This window comes from Actinopolymorpha sp. B17G11 (assembly GCF_040196095.1).
In the GTDB taxonomy this organism is placed as follows: domain Bacteria; phylum Actinomycetota; class Actinomycetes; order Propionibacteriales; family Actinopolymorphaceae; genus Thermasporomyces.
Window position 1 is genome coordinate 1 of sequence record NZ_JBEFTW010000012.1, and the last position, 15,081, is coordinate 15,081.

Sequence of the window (15,081 nt, forward strand, 5' to 3'; positions counted from 1 at the left end):
CACGTCGACCACTGGATCCTCGACGACACCGAAGTGCCCCGAGTGGAAGACCTCGACCAAGCCCTCCACACCGCCGACGTCACCCTCCTGCTCCAAGCCCACACCGCCTACAACCCCAAAACACTCCGAGCGGCCCGACTACTCTTCGACACCCGGGGCGTCAGCGACGGGACAGCCGAGGTGCTCTGACCATCGTGCTCTCACCACCCCGAGTACACCGCCGACCATGACGTCATCACTCGACCACGAAGTGGGGCACCTGACGGCATCCAGGCTCCCACCGAGCGGATCCGGAGTAGTCCTCTTTCGGATCAAAGCGCCGCTGACGGGACGTGCCCAGATCATGGCTGGATCTCGGGCGAGAGCGCTGCGACCTGGTTGGCCGCCCACGTGGCAATGGGGCCGTGCCGTGCCCTACCATCGCCCGATGGGCACCGCGCGGCTCGGCCCACGGAGACGTAGGAGACCCGCCCGCGAGTGTGGAGCGCACGAGCGGACTACGACGATTGGACGGACCGGCCAGTGAGAATGCGTGGGTATGCGGCCATCGGTGGCGTGGCGTGGCTGGCGATCGTGACACTCGCAGCAGCCGGTTCGGCCATCGGACTTGCTACAGCAGTATTGTTTGCCGTCCTCGGCCTCCTGGTGCTTGGCACCCTCGCCACCATCGTCACCACACACCGGTTGCTCCAGAGGGTTCTAGCAGGCGTATCGCGACTCGATACGTCGAAGATCGATGCAGATCTCAACGCGACCGGAAACCTTGTTCGCCGGGACCTTCGCAAGACCTTCCGGCAGGTCGAGGCGATGCAGAACCTCTACGCGATCCTCGACATTCAGCACGCGCTCCCTGCATCCAGAGGCTTCCCGGCCTCACCTGATCTGTTGCTGTTCCTGGTCGACCTGGTAGACCGCCACCGGCCACGAATGATCGTCGAGTGTGGGAGCGGCCTGTCCACCCTTTGCCTCGCGCTTGCCATGCGCCGCTTCGGTATCGACGGCAAGGTCGTGGCACTGGAGCACCTTGCCGAATACGCCGAACAGTCCGAAGAGCTTCTCCGCAGGCACGAAGTAGGCAACCTCGCCGAGGTTCGTCGCGCACCCCTGGAGCCGTTCGCGTTCGACGGCTCGTCGATCGACTGGTACGCGGAAGTTGCTTGGAAGGACCTCGACGGTATCGATCTGCTTTTCGTGGACGGGCCACCAAGCAAGCTGTCGCGGAACGCGCGTTACCCGTCGATCCCGTTGCTGTACGACCGACTGGCCGCCAGTGCGCACATCGTTCTCGACGACTACGCGCGTACGAAGGAGAAGGCCGTTGTCGAACGGTGGCGTAACGACTACCCGAGCCTCGTGGTCGAGAACATTTCGCTGGAGAAGGGCGCTGCGCTACTTACACGCCGCTGAGTCGCTGTAGAACCCGCGATCCGGCACGCCGTGCCCGCCATACAAGGTTGATCCGCCCAACGCGGATGGCAAGGCTCGCGGAGTCCGGCACCTGCCGCGCATACCTCGGCCACTGGAACGGCTTTCCCCACCGGACGCCGCCAGTAAGGCTGGGCTGAGACGGGACGGGGATGTCGCGGTAGGTGTCGGTCGTCCCCACGCGAATGTGCACCGTCCACTCTCCTTCGGGGAGATCGTCCACATCAAGCCGCGCGGTGAACCTCCCGCTGTCGGACACGATGGGCATGGTCCGGATGATGCCGTCCTCGGCGTGGAGCGCGACCGCGACAGGGTTGTGGTCGACGAGATCGAACCGTCCATCAACAGCAAGCGAGGTGCCGTCCCAGACCGCGCGGTCAAGCCGTACCGCGTCGCTCAAACTATGTTTGCTCTCGCCGATGTCGACGCTGAGGTTTCCGTACGGAACGGTGAAGTAGGTCGCTACCGCCTGCAGGCCAGCGTTGCCGTCATCGGCGAGATGCAGGGCTGTGGTGGTCCGAAGCTCAGACGTCCGCTGGCTTCCCAGCCGGGCTGTCCTGGTGAAGCCACCACGCCTGACTCTGAGATAGAGGTCCCAGATACCGTCGGGAAGTGGCCTGCCGTCGGCCACGTCAAGGATGTTCAGGCGTGCCTCGAATCCTCTTTCGTCAGTGTGGGACGCAGTCACGGAGTACTCCGGGGCCTCGGTGTCCCTCTCACGGACAGCGATCTCAATCGTGGAGTCCTCTGGAGCGAGCACCCGATCGAGCCCAGCAGTGCCGGTAAGGTGCAGCTCGGATCCCGTGAGGGTGTACGTCATCAGTTGGTGGCTGACCGTCAGGTAGTCGGTGACATCGAAGTACCTGTCGGCAATCGACACGTCGGGATCGCGGAAGTACGGCAGATTGGCGAAACAGCGATCACCCTCGACTGTGAGGTTGAAAGGCCGGTAGCTCCGCTCGAAGAGATGGACCTCCATCAGGACGTCAAGGAGCTCGCGTTCGACCAGGTGATACCGGAGCCGGAGCGACCACGGGTGCAGCCGCTGTGCAAGTTCTGGCGTGAGATGGGTTCGGACAAGTGCGACGATCCGCGCGAACAACGCTTCCTTCTTGGCCCGATTCTTTTCTCTGGAGAGGTGGCTCATCACGTGCCGCAGCTCCAACTCGAAGTGTCGCCGCAGCAGGTGCTCGCGCTTGTCTGCCGCGGGAACTTCACTGGCCAACAGCGCGCACATGCGTTCCAGGACGGTGAGCCGGGACTCGGTGCCGCCCGACCTGGTGACGTGCTTGCCGTCGTCGCGGCGGATGGCGAAGTAGCAGTCATAGTCGGCCACGACCGAGATCCGGCGTGCCCGAAGGTATGCCAACGCGGTGAAGGGCTGGTCCGAACAGTTCGACAGATCGGTGGGGAAACGTATCGAGTGCTCCTCGAGCAGGTCTCGACGGAACAGCTTCAAGCAGCACAACGTCCAATAGACCCTGGAGCTGAAGAGATCGGCATCGGGCTGGTTGCTACGGAACATCGACTCCGGCACGCCGCGTCCGCCGACTCCCTTCATCTTACCCAGCACGATGTCAGCGGCGTTTGTCTCGGCGGTCCGGAGCAGCCGCTCCAACGCCTCGCGACCGAGATAGTCGTCTGCATCGACGAAGTAGACATAACGACCCCGGGCGAGATCGAGACCCTTGTTGCGTGGGGCTGCCGGACCTCCAGACGCCTCCTGGTGAACTGGCTGGATCACATCCGGGTGCAGCGCCGCCCACCTGTCCAACTCCTCTCCGGTGCCGTCAGTCGAGCCGTCGTCGACCACGATGAGCTCCATACGCTCGGTCCCGAGAGACTGCGTAAGGACGGAATCAAGGCATTTGGTGAAATACGGCATCGCGTTATGCGCCGGAATGATGACGCTGATGTCAGGCACACGCATGCGGTCCTCCCCTGGATCGTCGCGATGATGAGCAGCCCGTTGACCTGCAGGATCACCTGGCTGCGGAGAGCAGGGCTTCACATTGAAGCCAGCTCGTAGGTCTCCAAGGCCCGGCCGCGAGCTGGCTTCCACTCACAACAAGCAATCGGTCGAGTCCGAATCGCAGGCAATGCCTACTAATTAGATCGGAATTGATTGAGGCTAACTTGACGACAAGGCAGGCTTCTTCGAGGCGTTGTGCTTGACACTCCACTCGGCTAAAGCTGCCTCGAGGTCCCCTTTCGCATTGATGCGGTCGAGAAAGGATGGAAAGTCCGTTTCGGCAGATTCGAGCCACATCGTCATGGCGCTCCGGCCATGAAGGAAGGTCTCTATGTTGGCCGTCACGGTGTCGACGTAGTGGCGACAAACCTCGAGGCGCCGCTCCTCTGGCCAATCCTTGACACGCTTGACGATTCCGTGTCCGAAAGCGCGAATCATCGATGCGCGGTACGCAGAGTTCCAGCGCTTGAGAAAGCTACGGGCAACGGCGTCAGGATCTCGGCGGAGGTGGACGTACAGAACCGGGCTGTCGCTGTATCGAGCACCGAGAGCCCCGAGGTGCCAGCTAAGCCGATTGTCGACCTCCACGTGGTCCGCCGGAAAGTCAAACCGCTCCGGGCCGACAAGCCGGGCTCGGGACTCGTGGCCGGAAGTGTAGTTCGTCAGGTGCCCGCATGCCCGAGAGAATGTAACCGATCCACACCGACCGGTGCAGAGCACGAATATATTCACCGCCGCATGGTTCCACAACGACGTCACCCAGGCAACCAGTCGCGGGATCCAACCACGGCCAACTGGTCAGCCCCACACGCGCTGTCTCACGCGACCCACGAGGGGACGACCTGGGCCAACCGGTCCGGGTCGGACAGCAGGCGGATCACCGTGACGGCGCCACCGGTGACCGTGAACGCCATGACCGAAACCGGCCGCCCACCCACCGTGATGAGGATGCCCGGGGCACCGTCGACGACCGCCGGATGACCCAGTGCGCCCGAGCGTGCGCCCAGCGTCGCCTTAGCCGCGACCTCGTTCGCGCCGCGGACGACACGGCTCCCCGCGGGGCTGGTTTGCCGGAGCTCGACATCGGGGGCGAGCACGGCGAGCAGTCCCGCAATGTCACCCCGGCCGGCTGCCGCGAGGAACGCGTCGACGACCTCCTGCTCCGCCGCCTCCGCTGCGGCCGCCGGCTTCCCCAGACGGATCCGTCCGCGTGCCCGGCTCGCCAGCATCTTCGTGGCGGCGGTGCTACGGCCGAGGATCGCGGCGATGCCGTCGAACGGGATCTCGAACACGTCGTGGAGGACGAAGGACACCCGCTCGGCCGGGGTGAGGGCGTCCATGACGACGTACAGCGCGAGGCCGACGGAGTCCGCGAGCAGGACTTCCTCCTCGGGATCCGCCCGGGAGCCCCCGGCGTCCTCCCGCCCGAGCACCCCGACGCTCAGCTCAAGCGGCTGCTCGCCCCGCACGCCGCGCCTGCGGAGCATGTCGAGGCAGATCCGTCCGGTCACGGTGGTGAGCCAGCCGCGCAGGTCTTCGATACCCCCTCCGCCGGTGCGGGCGAGGCGCAGCCACGCCTCCTGCACGGCATCGTCGGCGTCGGCGTGCGAGCCGAGGATGCGGAACGCGATCGCTTGCAGATAGGAACGATGGCTCTCGAACTCGGCGGCGATCTGTTCTTGCTCAGTCACGGTCTTCCCCCCGGCGCGGGCGGCTGTGTCACCTATCAGGACGCATCGCGAGCCCCTGAGGTAACGCCCGGACCGGTGCTACTTCCCGCCGCGGCCGGCGTTACCTCCTGCCGCCGCCGTACGTCGTAGTGCCGTCCAGAGATCCACGATCTGTCCCACGGAGGAACGATGAAAGCACGAATCCAGAACGCGGGGGTTCAGCCCGACGTCGCCACCGGCGTCCAGCACCTCTTCAAGGCCATCTACGCCGGGGGCGCACCCCGTCAGACGCTGGAGCTGGTGCATCTGCGCGCGAGCCAGATCAACGGCTGCAGCGCCTGCGTCGACGCCGGCGCCGAGACCTCGAGGAAGGCCGGTATCGGACCTGAGAAGCTACTGGCCCTCGCCGCGTGGTACGAAAGTCCGCATTTCGACGACGCGGAGCGGGCGGCGCTCGCCCTCACCGAGGCCGCGACCCGGCTCTCGGACCGACCCGGCGCGGTCACCGACGAGATCTGGGCGGAGGCCGCCAGGCACTACGACGAGGGGCAGCTCCATGTCCTGGTGCTGATGGTGGCGGTCACCAACTTCTTCAACCGCATCAACACAACTCTCCGGGTGCCGGCCGGGACCCGGTGGGACTGACGCCGAACAGGGCGGCACGCGGACGGTCGTACGCGTGCGTCTGTTCCCTTCAGACGAACGGACATGCCGGCACCGGCATCGCCGATCGCAGCACTTTCGGTGGCATCTCGACCCGCAGTCGAACGCTTGACAAGTGCTGCGTCGGTCAGCGATTGTGCCGCCACGGCGGTGACCGGTCGCCGAGCTGTGGAACATCCCGCCCCAGTCGGAGTTCCATTGACGAAGGGGAATTCGCCCTCTCGGTCGTCGATATCACAAGCCGTTCTCTCCACCACCGCGTCGCTGGGGGACGAAGGTGTTCAGAGGAGGCTTGTCATGACCAGGCACGCAAGCTTCAAGAAGGTCGTCCGGCGCCACGCCGAGCAGACCGGGCAGCGCTATACCGGGGCGTTGACCGATCTCGAGGGCCTCGGTGCGCGCATGGACCACGTGCCCGCCGCTGACCGGCTGCTCGCGCATCTACGGGATCGGTACGAAATCGACGCGACGGCGGCGACGAAGCTGAGTCTGCACGCCACGTACGTCTTCCGCATCGACAGGAATGACGGCGACCCGTGGATCGCCCGTGCGTTTCACCCCGCCCGTCCGAGGGCCGGCACCGAGGGCGACGCCGCGATCCTGCGATTCCTGGAGCGGCACGACAACCCCGCAGAAGCGTTGGGGGATGACCCCAGCCGTGAAGGCAGCCCGCGTCAGGACCTGCTGGCCTCCCTGTCGTTTCTCGACGCGGCGGACACGAAGGTCGCGGAGGCCCATCGCAAGCGATTCGAGCAGCTCCGCGACCAGGTGCGCGCGGCCGATGACGCTCACGGTCTTCCCGAGGCGTTGCTCCACGGCAACCTCATGGCCAGCCCCGATCACGTGGTCGTGACCGAGCAAGGTCCGGTGGCAATCCATTGGATGGGATCTGGGCGTGGTCCGCGCCTCGCCGACTTCGCCTACCTGATGTGGGGCACCTGGCTCAATGAGGAAGCGATCGACGCGGGCGTCAACGCCTACAGCCGACACATCGAGCTGACCGACGACGAACTCGACCGACTCGAGGCGGTGATGCGCAAGCGGCCGCTGTACCTCATGGCCTACACGTACCGGCGTCACATCGACAGGCACCACGACGGCGGCGCCGAAGTCGACTGGAAGTGGTTCAACCCCGAGTACATCCACGCAGCTGCGGCCGCGACCAGAGCCGCGTTTCGCAGATAGATGGCGTTCGCGAAATGGTGGGAAAGCTGAGGGTTCTGGGCGCGGCCGAGCACAACCTGCGTGACGTCAACGTCACGTTCGGGCCCGGCGTGACTGCCGTCGTCGGCGTGTCCGGCTCGGGGAAGTCGTCGCTCGCGTTCGACGTGATCTACACCGAGGCGCGGCGCCGGTTCATCGAGACGCTCGCACTCGGCCGTCGAGGCGGACGCGTGCCGGCCGCGCAGGTACGCAGCATCGAGGGGTTGGGGCCGGCGGTCGCGATTGCCCAGAACGTGCTGAACGTCAATCCGGCTTCGACGGTGGCGACGTCGGTTGGCTTGCACCCGTTCCTACGCATTCTCTACGCCCGATTCGCCGACGTCTCCTGCCCGCGTTGCGAGGTGCCGGTACGGGCGGTGTCGCGCGAAGAGCGGCTCGCGATCGCCTTGGACATGCTCGCGACCGCGGGCACTGTCGAGGTCGAGGTGGCGGTGGTGCGGAGCCTTCGCCGCAGCCACGCGCGTCTGCTTGCCGGGCTGCGCGGACAATTCGATTCGGTCACGATCGACGGGCGTCCGTGGGCGGCGAACAACTCCAGCCGCGTGCCGCGGCTCGACCCGACGGTCCCGCACGACGTGGTCGTACGCGTCGCCACGCTGCAACAGGGAGCGTCGGCGGCGGACGTTCGCGCCACGCTGGAGCGTGCTGACGCGTTGGGCTCACCGGAGGTCCGTCTCGGCGGTACTCCGGTGCTGCGGGAGCCGATCTGTCCGAGGTGCTCCGCCTGGGTCCGGCCGCTGGAGCCGTCCGCGTTTCGCGACGCGGCGGTTCCTCGTGGGGGGACGATCCCCACACCCCCGCTGCCTCGTGGGGGGACGATCCCCACACCCCCGTTGGACACGTCGTCGCATCGCATCGCCGGCGTCACCCTGACCGAGTTGCTGGCCCGTTCGGTGAGCGAGGTTCTCGAGTTCGTCGACCACCTGCCAGTCGGCCTGCGTGCTGCACGAATTCAGGATGAGCTGCTGCGGCGACTGAGGCCGCTGGTCACGTTGGGCCTCGGCCACCTCAGCCTCGACCGGTCGATGCCGACACTGTCGCGCGGAGAGGCGCAACGGACGCGACTCGCGGTCGTGCTCGGGGGCCGGCTCGAAGACCTCCTGCATGTCCTCGACGAGCCGACCATCGGGCTGCACCACACCGATCTCAAACGCCTGCTGGATGCCATCGCGTCGTTGCCGGGGCCCGTCCTGATGGTCGAACACGACCGGGCCGCGATCGCCATGGCCGACGATGTCGTCGAGATCGGCCCGGCCGGAGGCCGCGGCGGCGGCCAACTCGTCTTCCAAGGGACGCCCGCCGAACTGTGGCGCGCCGGCACGGCGTCCGGTCGCGGCTTCTCGGCGACGACGCGCACGCGTCGTGAGCGCCGCCCGCTCGCGGAGGGGCGGATCGGCATCACTGGCGCCCACCTGCGCAACCTGCGCGACCTCGACTGCGAGATCCCGCTCGGGGCGCTCACCGTCATCACGGGCCCGTCGGGAGCAGGCAAGACCACGCTCGCCCGCGACGTGTTGCTGGCCTCGATCCGAGCCAACGCACCGATCGGTTGCTCGACCTTCGACGCTCCAGCCGTACGCGCGATCGCCGTCGATCAGAAGCCGCTGGGCAACAACCCGCGTTCGAATCCGGCGACCTATACGAAGGTGCTCGACCGAATCCGCGACGTGTTCGCGAACGAGACCGGGCGGTCCGCGTCGGAGTTCACGTTCAACCGAGCCGAAGGGGCGTGCCCGGAGTGCGAGGGGATGGGCGCGGTCGCCATCAGCCTCAGCGACCTCGCGCCCATCTGGATGCCGTGCGAGGCCTGCGACGGCCGCCGCTACCGGCCGGAGGTCCTCGAAGCAACGTGGGAAGGTCGGTCGATCGCCGACGTGCTGGAGTTGAGCGTCGACGAGGCCCACACGCTGTTCGCCGAGCACCCGTCGGTGACGCGCATCCTCGCGACTCTGCAGGAGGTCGGGCTCGGCTACGTCACGCTCGGGCAAGCCTCACCCAGTCTCTCCGGCGGTGAAGCGCAACGCGTCCGCCTCGCTCGCGAGGTGACCAAGGCAAAGTCCGGCGACCTCGTGCTGCTCGACGAGCCCACGACCGGCCTTCACCCCGCAGACCTTGGCCGGCTCCTCGACGTGCTCGACACACTGACCGCCAACGGTTGCACGGTGGTCGTCGTCGAACACCAGGCAGACGTGATCGCCTCCGCCGACTGGCGCATCGATCTCGGCCCGGGCGGTGGCCCTGACGGCGGAGGTCTGCAGCACAGCGGCCCACCCGTTGCCGAGAAACAACCAAGAGTCACGCCGCGGGCCAAGCCACGCGCCGTCCGACGCTCGAGCGACGCCATCCGGGTGCGAGACGCCCGCGCCCACAACCTGCAGGGTGTCGACGTCGACTTCGCCAAGGGCCGATTCACGGTCGTGACGGGCGTGTCGGGTTCGGGCAAGTCGTCGTTGGTCCACGACGTCGTCGCCGCCGAAGCCACGCGGCGACTGCTCGAGTGTCTGTCGGTCTACGAGCGCCAGTCGGTACGCGAGGGACCGGAAGCCCCGGTCGACTCGCTCACCGGGCTGGGCCCGACGATGACCATCGACGCGGGCGGGACGAACCTCGGTCCGGGTGGGCCTGCCGCCGAGCATGCGGCCCGGACGACCGTCGGCCGCTCCAGCGACCTCGACCGCCTCATCACGCTCGTCCTGGCGCGCGCCGGTGTGAGGACCTGCCTCGCGTGCGGTGGTGACAACGTCTGCCGTACCTCACCTAAGCCTGAAGGGGTGTGGGCCTGCGACGACTGCGCGACGAGCGCGGTGCCGATCGAACCGCGTCACCTCATCGGGTCGCCCGCGGCCGTCTGCCCGCAGTGCCTCGGTCTCGGCGTCGAGCGGGAATTCAACTTCGACAAGGTGATCGTGAAGCCGGACGCACCGTTCGGCTCGGGAATCTTCGGCGGACCGCTCGCGTGGGTGCACGTGACCTCCGCGGACCAGTTCCTGCAGGCGCTCATCAGGCGCTACGACTTCGACCCGACCACCACGCCATGGTCCGAGATGTCAGACGAGGCCCGGCACGCGATCTTGTTCGGCGTCGAGGGTTGGGTCGGCCTGAACCACTGGGCCCAACACGACCTGGGCGGCAAGGAAACCACGGTGTTCCCGTGTCGGGAGTGCGGCGGGAAGCGGCTGCGCGCCGCGTACTTGGCGATTCGCCTCGATGGCCGCGACCGCAGCGACCTGTTCTCGGCGTCGTTCACAGAGCTCGAGGACCTACTGGCGTCGATGGACGAGCCGGACGACGAACACGCGGCGAACGCCCGCGCAGTCGCGTTGCAACGTCTCGGCTTCCTGGGCTCCGTCGGGCTGGGCTATCTCCAGCTGGACCGGATGACCTGGAACCTGTCCGCGGGCGAGGCGCAGCGGATCAAGCTGGCGTCGGTGCTCGGCGGCGGGCTCGTCGGCATGACCGTTCTGCTCGACGAACCGTCCCGAGGGCTGCATCCCTCAGAAGTAGCCGCGCTCGCCGGCGCCCTGAGCGAGTTGCGCGACGCCGGCAACACCGTGATCGCCGTCGAACACGACCCGACGCTCATCCGCGCCGCCGACGACGTCCTCGAGATCGGCCCCGGTCCGGGACGTGCCGGCGGCCGCCTCATCGATCTCGACAGCGACCAGTCGGTCACCCGGGCGGTGCGCGACGGAGGAATCTCGGTCCCTCGCCGCGACCGCCGGGTGCCGACTGGGTGGATGCACGTCACGGGCGTACGTGAGAACAACCTGCGCGGCCTCGACGTCCGCATCCCGCTCGGCGTGCAGGTCGGCGTGTGCGGTGTGTCCGGGTCGGGAAAGTCCTCGCTCGTCGTCGACACGATCGCGCTGGGGCTGGCGCGACCGAAGACCAACATCACCGGCGTCGGTGTCATCCGCGTCCAGCCCGGCGTTCACGACGCCATTTCGGGAGCGCCCGCCCGCACCATCGTCGCCGACCAGGCCCGCGCCGAGATCACCTCACCCGGCATGTTCCTCGGGCTCATCAACGCGGTCCGCAAGTCGTTCGCCGCCAGCGAAGTGGCCCGCGAGCAGGGCATCACGATCAAGGACCTCGCCTACGGCTGCGACGCCTGCGGCGGCAAGGGGACGTGGCAGGAGGGCATGTCGTTCCTGCCGTCGGTGACCCAGATCTGCGAGGCGTGCGGCGGTTCCGGCTACCGCCGCGAGGTCGCTGCCCTGGTCGAGCGGGGCCGAACCCTCGCCGACATCGAAGCCCTCACCATCGGCGAACTCGTCCAGGAGTGGGGCGACATCGACGCCGTACACCGCGTCGGCGACGCCGCTCTCGCGCTCGGCCTCGGCTACCTCATCGTCCGCCAGCCCGGTTGGAGCCTCTCGGGCGGCGAAGCGCAGCGACTCAAGCTCGCCAAACAGCTCGCGCGCCCCGCCAAGGAGGGCAGCCTCTACGTCCTCGACGAGCCCACCGTCGGTCTGCAGGTCACCGACGTCGCCGTGCTTGCTCGCGCCCTCGACACGATCGTCGACGCCGGCAACACCGTCCTCGTCGTCGAACACGACCCGATGTTGCTCGCCACCTGCGACTGGCTCATCGAGCTGGGTCCCGGTGCCGGACCCGACGGTGGCGAGATCGTTTTCGAGGGCCCACCCGAAGAACTCGCCAAGGCCGACACCGCCACCGCGCCGTACCTCCTCGAGGCCCTCACATGAAGATGACATCGCTCCTGCTCGGAGATCCGTCCCCGTCGCTCCAGTGGCGCGCGGCGGTCGAGCTCGAGGGAATCACCGCTGACAACGACGACGTGCAGGCGTCGCGCGCCGAGATCCGCGAGAGCGCCGTGGTCCGGTCGCTCCTCGCTCGGCTCGAAGCCGCGCGCCACCGGCCCAACGCTGCGGGCTACCTGCTCTGTCAGCTCGCGTACCTCGGGTACGCAGGCCCCGAGTTGGGTGACGCGGTCGACGCCATCTTCGCCCGCCAGCAGGCGGACGGGTCGTGGCGAGTTTGGCTCGACGACGACAACGATCAGCCCGCACCCAAGCCCACCCGGAAGGCACAGCCACAGTTGGCCCCATCAGACGGCCCGCGGTTCGTCCCCATGCAGACCGTCGTGCCGTTGCGCGGCATCGCCGCCGCGGGCTTTGCCACCGACCCTCGTGCCGAGCGCGCCTACGAGTGGCTCCTGGGCGTACGCCTCCCCGACGGGTCTTGGCCGTCCGGACCCAAAGCCGATCTCGGCGGTCCCGGACGCCCCTCACAGCCGGAGAAGGACTACCGGCGACTCACCCGAGGCGCTGGGTGCCGATCGTCGACGACCGGCGCCGTCGCCTGCTTCGCGCTGCACCCCGAGCGGAGACGATCGGACGCCGCCCGCATCGGCGTCGACCATCTCCTCGCCCGCGAGACCCGAGACGAATCGACGCTCGGCTGGGAAGTCTCCCGCCTCGTCGGGCTCGAACGTGCCATGGGACAGGTCACCTTCTACGTCACCTTCGATCTCGCCTTTCTCCTCGACCTCGCGTCCCGATGCGGCGTCTCACCGCAGGACCGACGAGTGCGAGAGCTCGTCGCCTACCTCGAGACGTTGCGAGGGCCGTATGGCCTGTGGCAGCACCGCGCCCACCCGCAGCTGTCCCGCTGGCTGACGTTCGACCTCGAAGCCAGCCTCCGCCGACTCGCCGACGGCGACTGGATCGGCAACGAAGAGCCCGCCGCCTTCACGCCCTACAGACGGGGGCGGCGGCGCTACTAGCGGGGCAACCTCCCGGCTCACGTCCGGCGGCTGCTGGGTTCACCAGGCAGGATTCTCCGGGCCGTCCCCGAAGTCCGGGATCGGCAACCGGGCACCACCCTGGCGGGCCGACTCGAACGCGATCACACCCGGCAGCGTGAACCGGGCCGCCTTCCAGGCGTTCACCGGCGGCTGCGTCTTGGTTGTCACCGCCCGGACGAAATCGTCGGCCAGGAAGTGGTGGGAGCCCTCGTGCCCGTTGTGCGCGCCCTCGAACTCCTTGGGCAGCCGGCTGCGGTCCTGCACCTTGGCGGTGCCGGAGGCGAAGCTCTGCATCAGTGCCGGGTCGACGTCGCCGAATCCCTCCGGCATCTGACGTTCGCGGGTGTAGAAGAGATCGCTGATGTCGAGGGTGTCGCCCTTGCGGTAGTCCTCGCCCTCGGTCTTGATGCTCCAGGTGGCGCCGTGACCGGTCTGCTCCATCACCGAATCGGTGCCGTAGAACCGGAACCGGGACTCATGCCCCTGCCAGTAGCCGACCCGGCGGAACTCGTTGGTGCGCATCGCGCCGCCGTCGGCGAGATGAAACAGCCCGCTCATGTTGGAGAAGTCGTTGCCCCACAGCGACACGTCCTTGTCGAAGACGCCGTCCCCGCGATCGTCGACGATGCCGATGCAGCTGACGCTTGTGGCGTACGTCGGCAGCGCGCCGAGGACGCCACCGATCGCGTGCGTCGGGTAGAGCATGGGCGGGTAGCTGGCGGTCTTCTTCCAGTCCTCGCCGCCGCTGTACTTGTAGGCGGCGTAGAAGCCGTTGTCCATGTCGTGGACGTAGTCGCCCTCGGCGTAGAACACCCGTCCGAACGCGCCCTCGGCGACCTTGTCGCGGGCCCAGACCACGGCCGGGTTGTAGTAGCTGGTCTCGCCCATCATGTAGATCAGCCCGGTCTCGGTGACCTTGTCGACGATCGCCTTGATCTCCTCGACGGTGATCGCCATCGGCACCGCGGAGTAGACGTTCTTGCCGGCCTCAAGGGCCTGCAGCACCAGCGAGCCGTGCGTCCAGCGCTGGGTCATCACCGCCACCGAGTCCACGTCGGAGGCCAGCATCTCCTCGACGTCGGCGAACGTGCCGGCCAGGTCGTACTTCTCCTGGTGCTCCTTGGCCCGTTCGGGAACGAGGTCACAGGCGTAGACCGCCTCGACGTCGGGATGCATCTGCCACAACGAGATGAAACTGCGGGCGAACTGCCCGGTACCGATGACGCCGATCTTCATGTAGATCATCCTTGCCGCTGGTCTTGGTCGTGTACGAGCGGGGATCGCCCTGCCGGGTTCACACCCACGTGAGGGTGCCGAGACAGGCTACGGGCCACCGCACTCCCGGACCACTCCCGGACCGAAGCAGGACACCAGGCTGACTCGCCTGGTCCCATGGCTTGCTCCCCCGACGTCCGCCGGGATGCGCCACCGGTAGAGCGACACCTTGATGTAGCTGAGCTCGCTCGCGATTCGCTGCAGGGAGATCGCGACTAGCCCTTCGGCGTCCGCGATCCGGACGCGAAATGTCGGCTTGCCGAACCGAGTAACTGTGTCTACGATACACAGTGTCTGGCAGACGCAGTGTTGGCCACGTCGCGTTGGATGCTGTGACAGAAAGCTCACCGGGAAGGCGACGGCGGGTCGCCACGAGGAGGACAGTGCAATGACCACACGTACGGGCAAGGTGATCGCCGAGATCACGATCTCGGCCGACGGGTACGTGGCCGGGCCCAACCAGAGCGAGGAACGCCCGTTCGGCGAGGACGGCGGCGACGGTTGGGGCGACAAGCTGCACGCCTGGATGTTCGACGGCTCCGAGGAGAACCCGGCCGAGGTCGAGCAGCCGACAGCGCCTGGGGCGTTCGTGATTGGCCGCAACATGTTCGGCCCCGTGCGTGGCGAGTGGGACCGGCAGTGGAACGGCTGGTGGGGCGACGATCCGCCGTTCCACGCCCCGGTCTTCGTGCTCACCCATCACGCGCGCGACCCGCAGCCGATGGACGGTGGAACCACGTACTACTTCGTCACCGACGGAATCGAGTCGGCACTGGCACAGGCACGCGCGGCGGCCGGCGACGGCGATGTCTCTCTCCAGGGCGGCGCGGCCACCATCAACCAGTACCTCGCCGCCGGCCTGGTCGACGAGCTACGGCTGCACATTGCGCCACTCACCCTCGGCGCCGGCGCGCGGCTGTTCGAGGGTGTCCCGCCGCTGAAACTCGAGCAGGTGGAATCGCGAGTAGCGAAGACGGTGACGCACGTGACCTACCGCGTGCTGTCCTGAGCAGGACGGCGGTGTCGCGCGACTACCGCGCACCCGGGGTTGTGACGTCCGGACAGATTGCCCTCCCTTGCGG

Annotated in this window: 10 protein-coding genes and 1 pseudogene; 7 read left to right on the forward strand and 4 right to left on the reverse strand. The window is 67.4% G+C overall.

The genetic code is table 11. The annotated features are described in order from the left end of the window. Together ABN028_RS14540 and ABN028_RS14545 are read left to right on the forward strand one after the other, a co-directional pair. A pseudogene (locus tag ABN028_RS14540) lies at positions 1-189 on the forward strand (nucleotide sugar dehydrogenase); the annotation flags it as partial. Positions 190-528: 339 nt separating this feature from the next. Beyond that, positions 529-1,407, forward strand: a complete 879-nt coding sequence (locus ABN028_RS14545; RefSeq protein ID WP_349696946.1) for a class I SAM-dependent methyltransferase — start codon at positions 529-531, stop codon at positions 1,405-1,407. Here ABN028_RS14545 and ABN028_RS14550 read toward each other — a convergent pair. The 3 genes from ABN028_RS14550 to ABN028_RS14560 form a co-directional block, all read right to left on the reverse strand. Continuing rightward, positions 1,394-3,355 carry a glycosyltransferase gene (locus ABN028_RS14550; RefSeq protein ID WP_349696947.1) on the reverse strand — a complete coding sequence of 654 codons (1,962 nt, stop codon included), beginning with the start codon at positions 3,353-3,355 and terminating at the stop codon, positions 1,394-1,396. The genes ABN028_RS14545 and ABN028_RS14550 overlap by 14 nt on opposite strands. A gap of 201 nt (positions 3,356-3,556) precedes the next feature. Then, complete coding sequence (locus tag ABN028_RS14555; RefSeq protein ID WP_349696948.1) at positions 3,557-3,835, reverse strand: hypothetical protein; 279 nt, start codon at positions 3,833-3,835, stop codon at positions 3,557-3,559. A gap of 380 nt (positions 3,836-4,215) precedes the next feature. Continuing rightward, the gene (locus ABN028_RS14560) at positions 4,216-5,088 is read right to left on the reverse strand and encodes a sigma-70 family RNA polymerase sigma factor (RefSeq protein ID WP_349696949.1); all 873 of its coding nucleotides are present in this window, start codon (positions 5,086-5,088) and stop codon (positions 4,216-4,218) included. Between the two features lie 168 nt (positions 5,089-5,256). On the opposite strand from ABN028_RS14560, the gene ABN028_RS14565 reads away from it, so the two are divergent. The 4 genes from ABN028_RS14565 (at position 5,257) to ABN028_RS14580 (ending at position 12,703) form a co-directional block, all read left to right on the forward strand. After that, the gene (locus tag ABN028_RS14565; protein WP_349696950.1) at positions 5,257-5,712 is read left to right on the forward strand and encodes a carboxymuconolactone decarboxylase family protein; all 456 of its coding nucleotides are present in this window, start codon (positions 5,257-5,259) and stop codon (positions 5,710-5,712) included. 315 nt (positions 5,713-6,027) lie between these two features. After that, positions 6,028-6,915: an aminoglycoside phosphotransferase/kinase family protein gene (locus ABN028_RS14570; protein WP_349331114.1), complete on the forward strand. Its 888-nt coding sequence runs from the start codon at positions 6,028-6,030 to the stop codon at positions 6,913-6,915. Between the two features lie 14 nt (positions 6,916-6,929). Beyond that, positions 6,930-11,663: an excinuclease ABC subunit UvrA gene (locus tag ABN028_RS14575; RefSeq protein ID WP_349696951.1), complete on the forward strand. Its 4,734-nt coding sequence runs from the start codon at positions 6,930-6,932 to the stop codon at positions 11,661-11,663. After that, positions 11,660-12,703: a hypothetical protein gene (locus ABN028_RS14580; protein WP_349696952.1), complete on the forward strand. Its 1,044-nt coding sequence runs from the start codon at positions 11,660-11,662 to the stop codon at positions 12,701-12,703. Before ABN028_RS14575 ends, ABN028_RS14580 begins: the two co-directional genes overlap by 4 nt. Positions 12,704-12,742: 39 nt before the next feature. Here the strand turns inward: ABN028_RS14580 and ABN028_RS14585 are convergent, their stop codons facing one another. Next, a complete protein-coding gene (locus ABN028_RS14585; RefSeq protein ID WP_349331111.1) occupies positions 12,743-13,960 on the reverse strand; it encodes a Gfo/Idh/MocA family protein in 1,218 nt (405 codons plus the stop codon). 427 nt (positions 13,961-14,387) lie between these two features. On the opposite strand from ABN028_RS14585, the gene ABN028_RS14590 reads away from it, so the two are divergent. Next, complete coding sequence (locus ABN028_RS14590; protein ID WP_349331110.1) at positions 14,388-15,008, forward strand: dihydrofolate reductase family protein; 621 nt, start codon at positions 14,388-14,390, stop codon at positions 15,006-15,008. Positions 15,009-15,081 lie beyond the last annotated feature (73 nt).

Bases quoted from the DNA above. Each gene is read 5' to 3' on its own strand.
- ABN028_RS14545 (WP_349696946.1), top strand. From the start codon at position 529: ATGCGTGGGTATGCGGCCATCGGTGGCGTGGCGTGGCTGGCGATCGTG.
- ABN028_RS14550 (WP_349696947.1), bottom strand. From the start codon at position 3,355: ATGCGTGTGCCTGACATCAGCGTCATCATTCCGGCGCATAACGCGATG.
- ABN028_RS14555 (WP_349696948.1), bottom strand. From the start codon at position 3,835: ATGATTCGCGCTTTCGGACACGGAATCGTCAAGCGTGTCAAGGATTGG.
- ABN028_RS14565 (WP_349696950.1), top strand. From the start codon at position 5,257: ATGAAAGCACGAATCCAGAACGCGGGGGTTCAGCCCGACGTCGCCACC.
- ABN028_RS14570 (WP_349331114.1), top strand. From the start codon at position 6,028: ATGACCAGGCACGCAAGCTTCAAGAAGGTCGTCCGGCGCCACGCCGAG.
- ABN028_RS14575 (WP_349696951.1), top strand. From the start codon at position 6,930: ATGGTGGGAAAGCTGAGGGTTCTGGGCGCGGCCGAGCACAACCTGCGT.
- ABN028_RS14580 (WP_349696952.1), top strand. From the start codon at position 11,660: ATGAAGATGACATCGCTCCTGCTCGGAGATCCGTCCCCGTCGCTCCAG.
- ABN028_RS14585 (WP_349331111.1), bottom strand. From the start codon at position 13,960: ATGAAGATCGGCGTCATCGGTACCGGGCAGTTCGCCCGCAGTTTCATC.
- ABN028_RS14590 (WP_349331110.1), top strand. From the start codon at position 14,388: ATGACCACACGTACGGGCAAGGTGATCGCCGAGATCACGATCTCGGCC.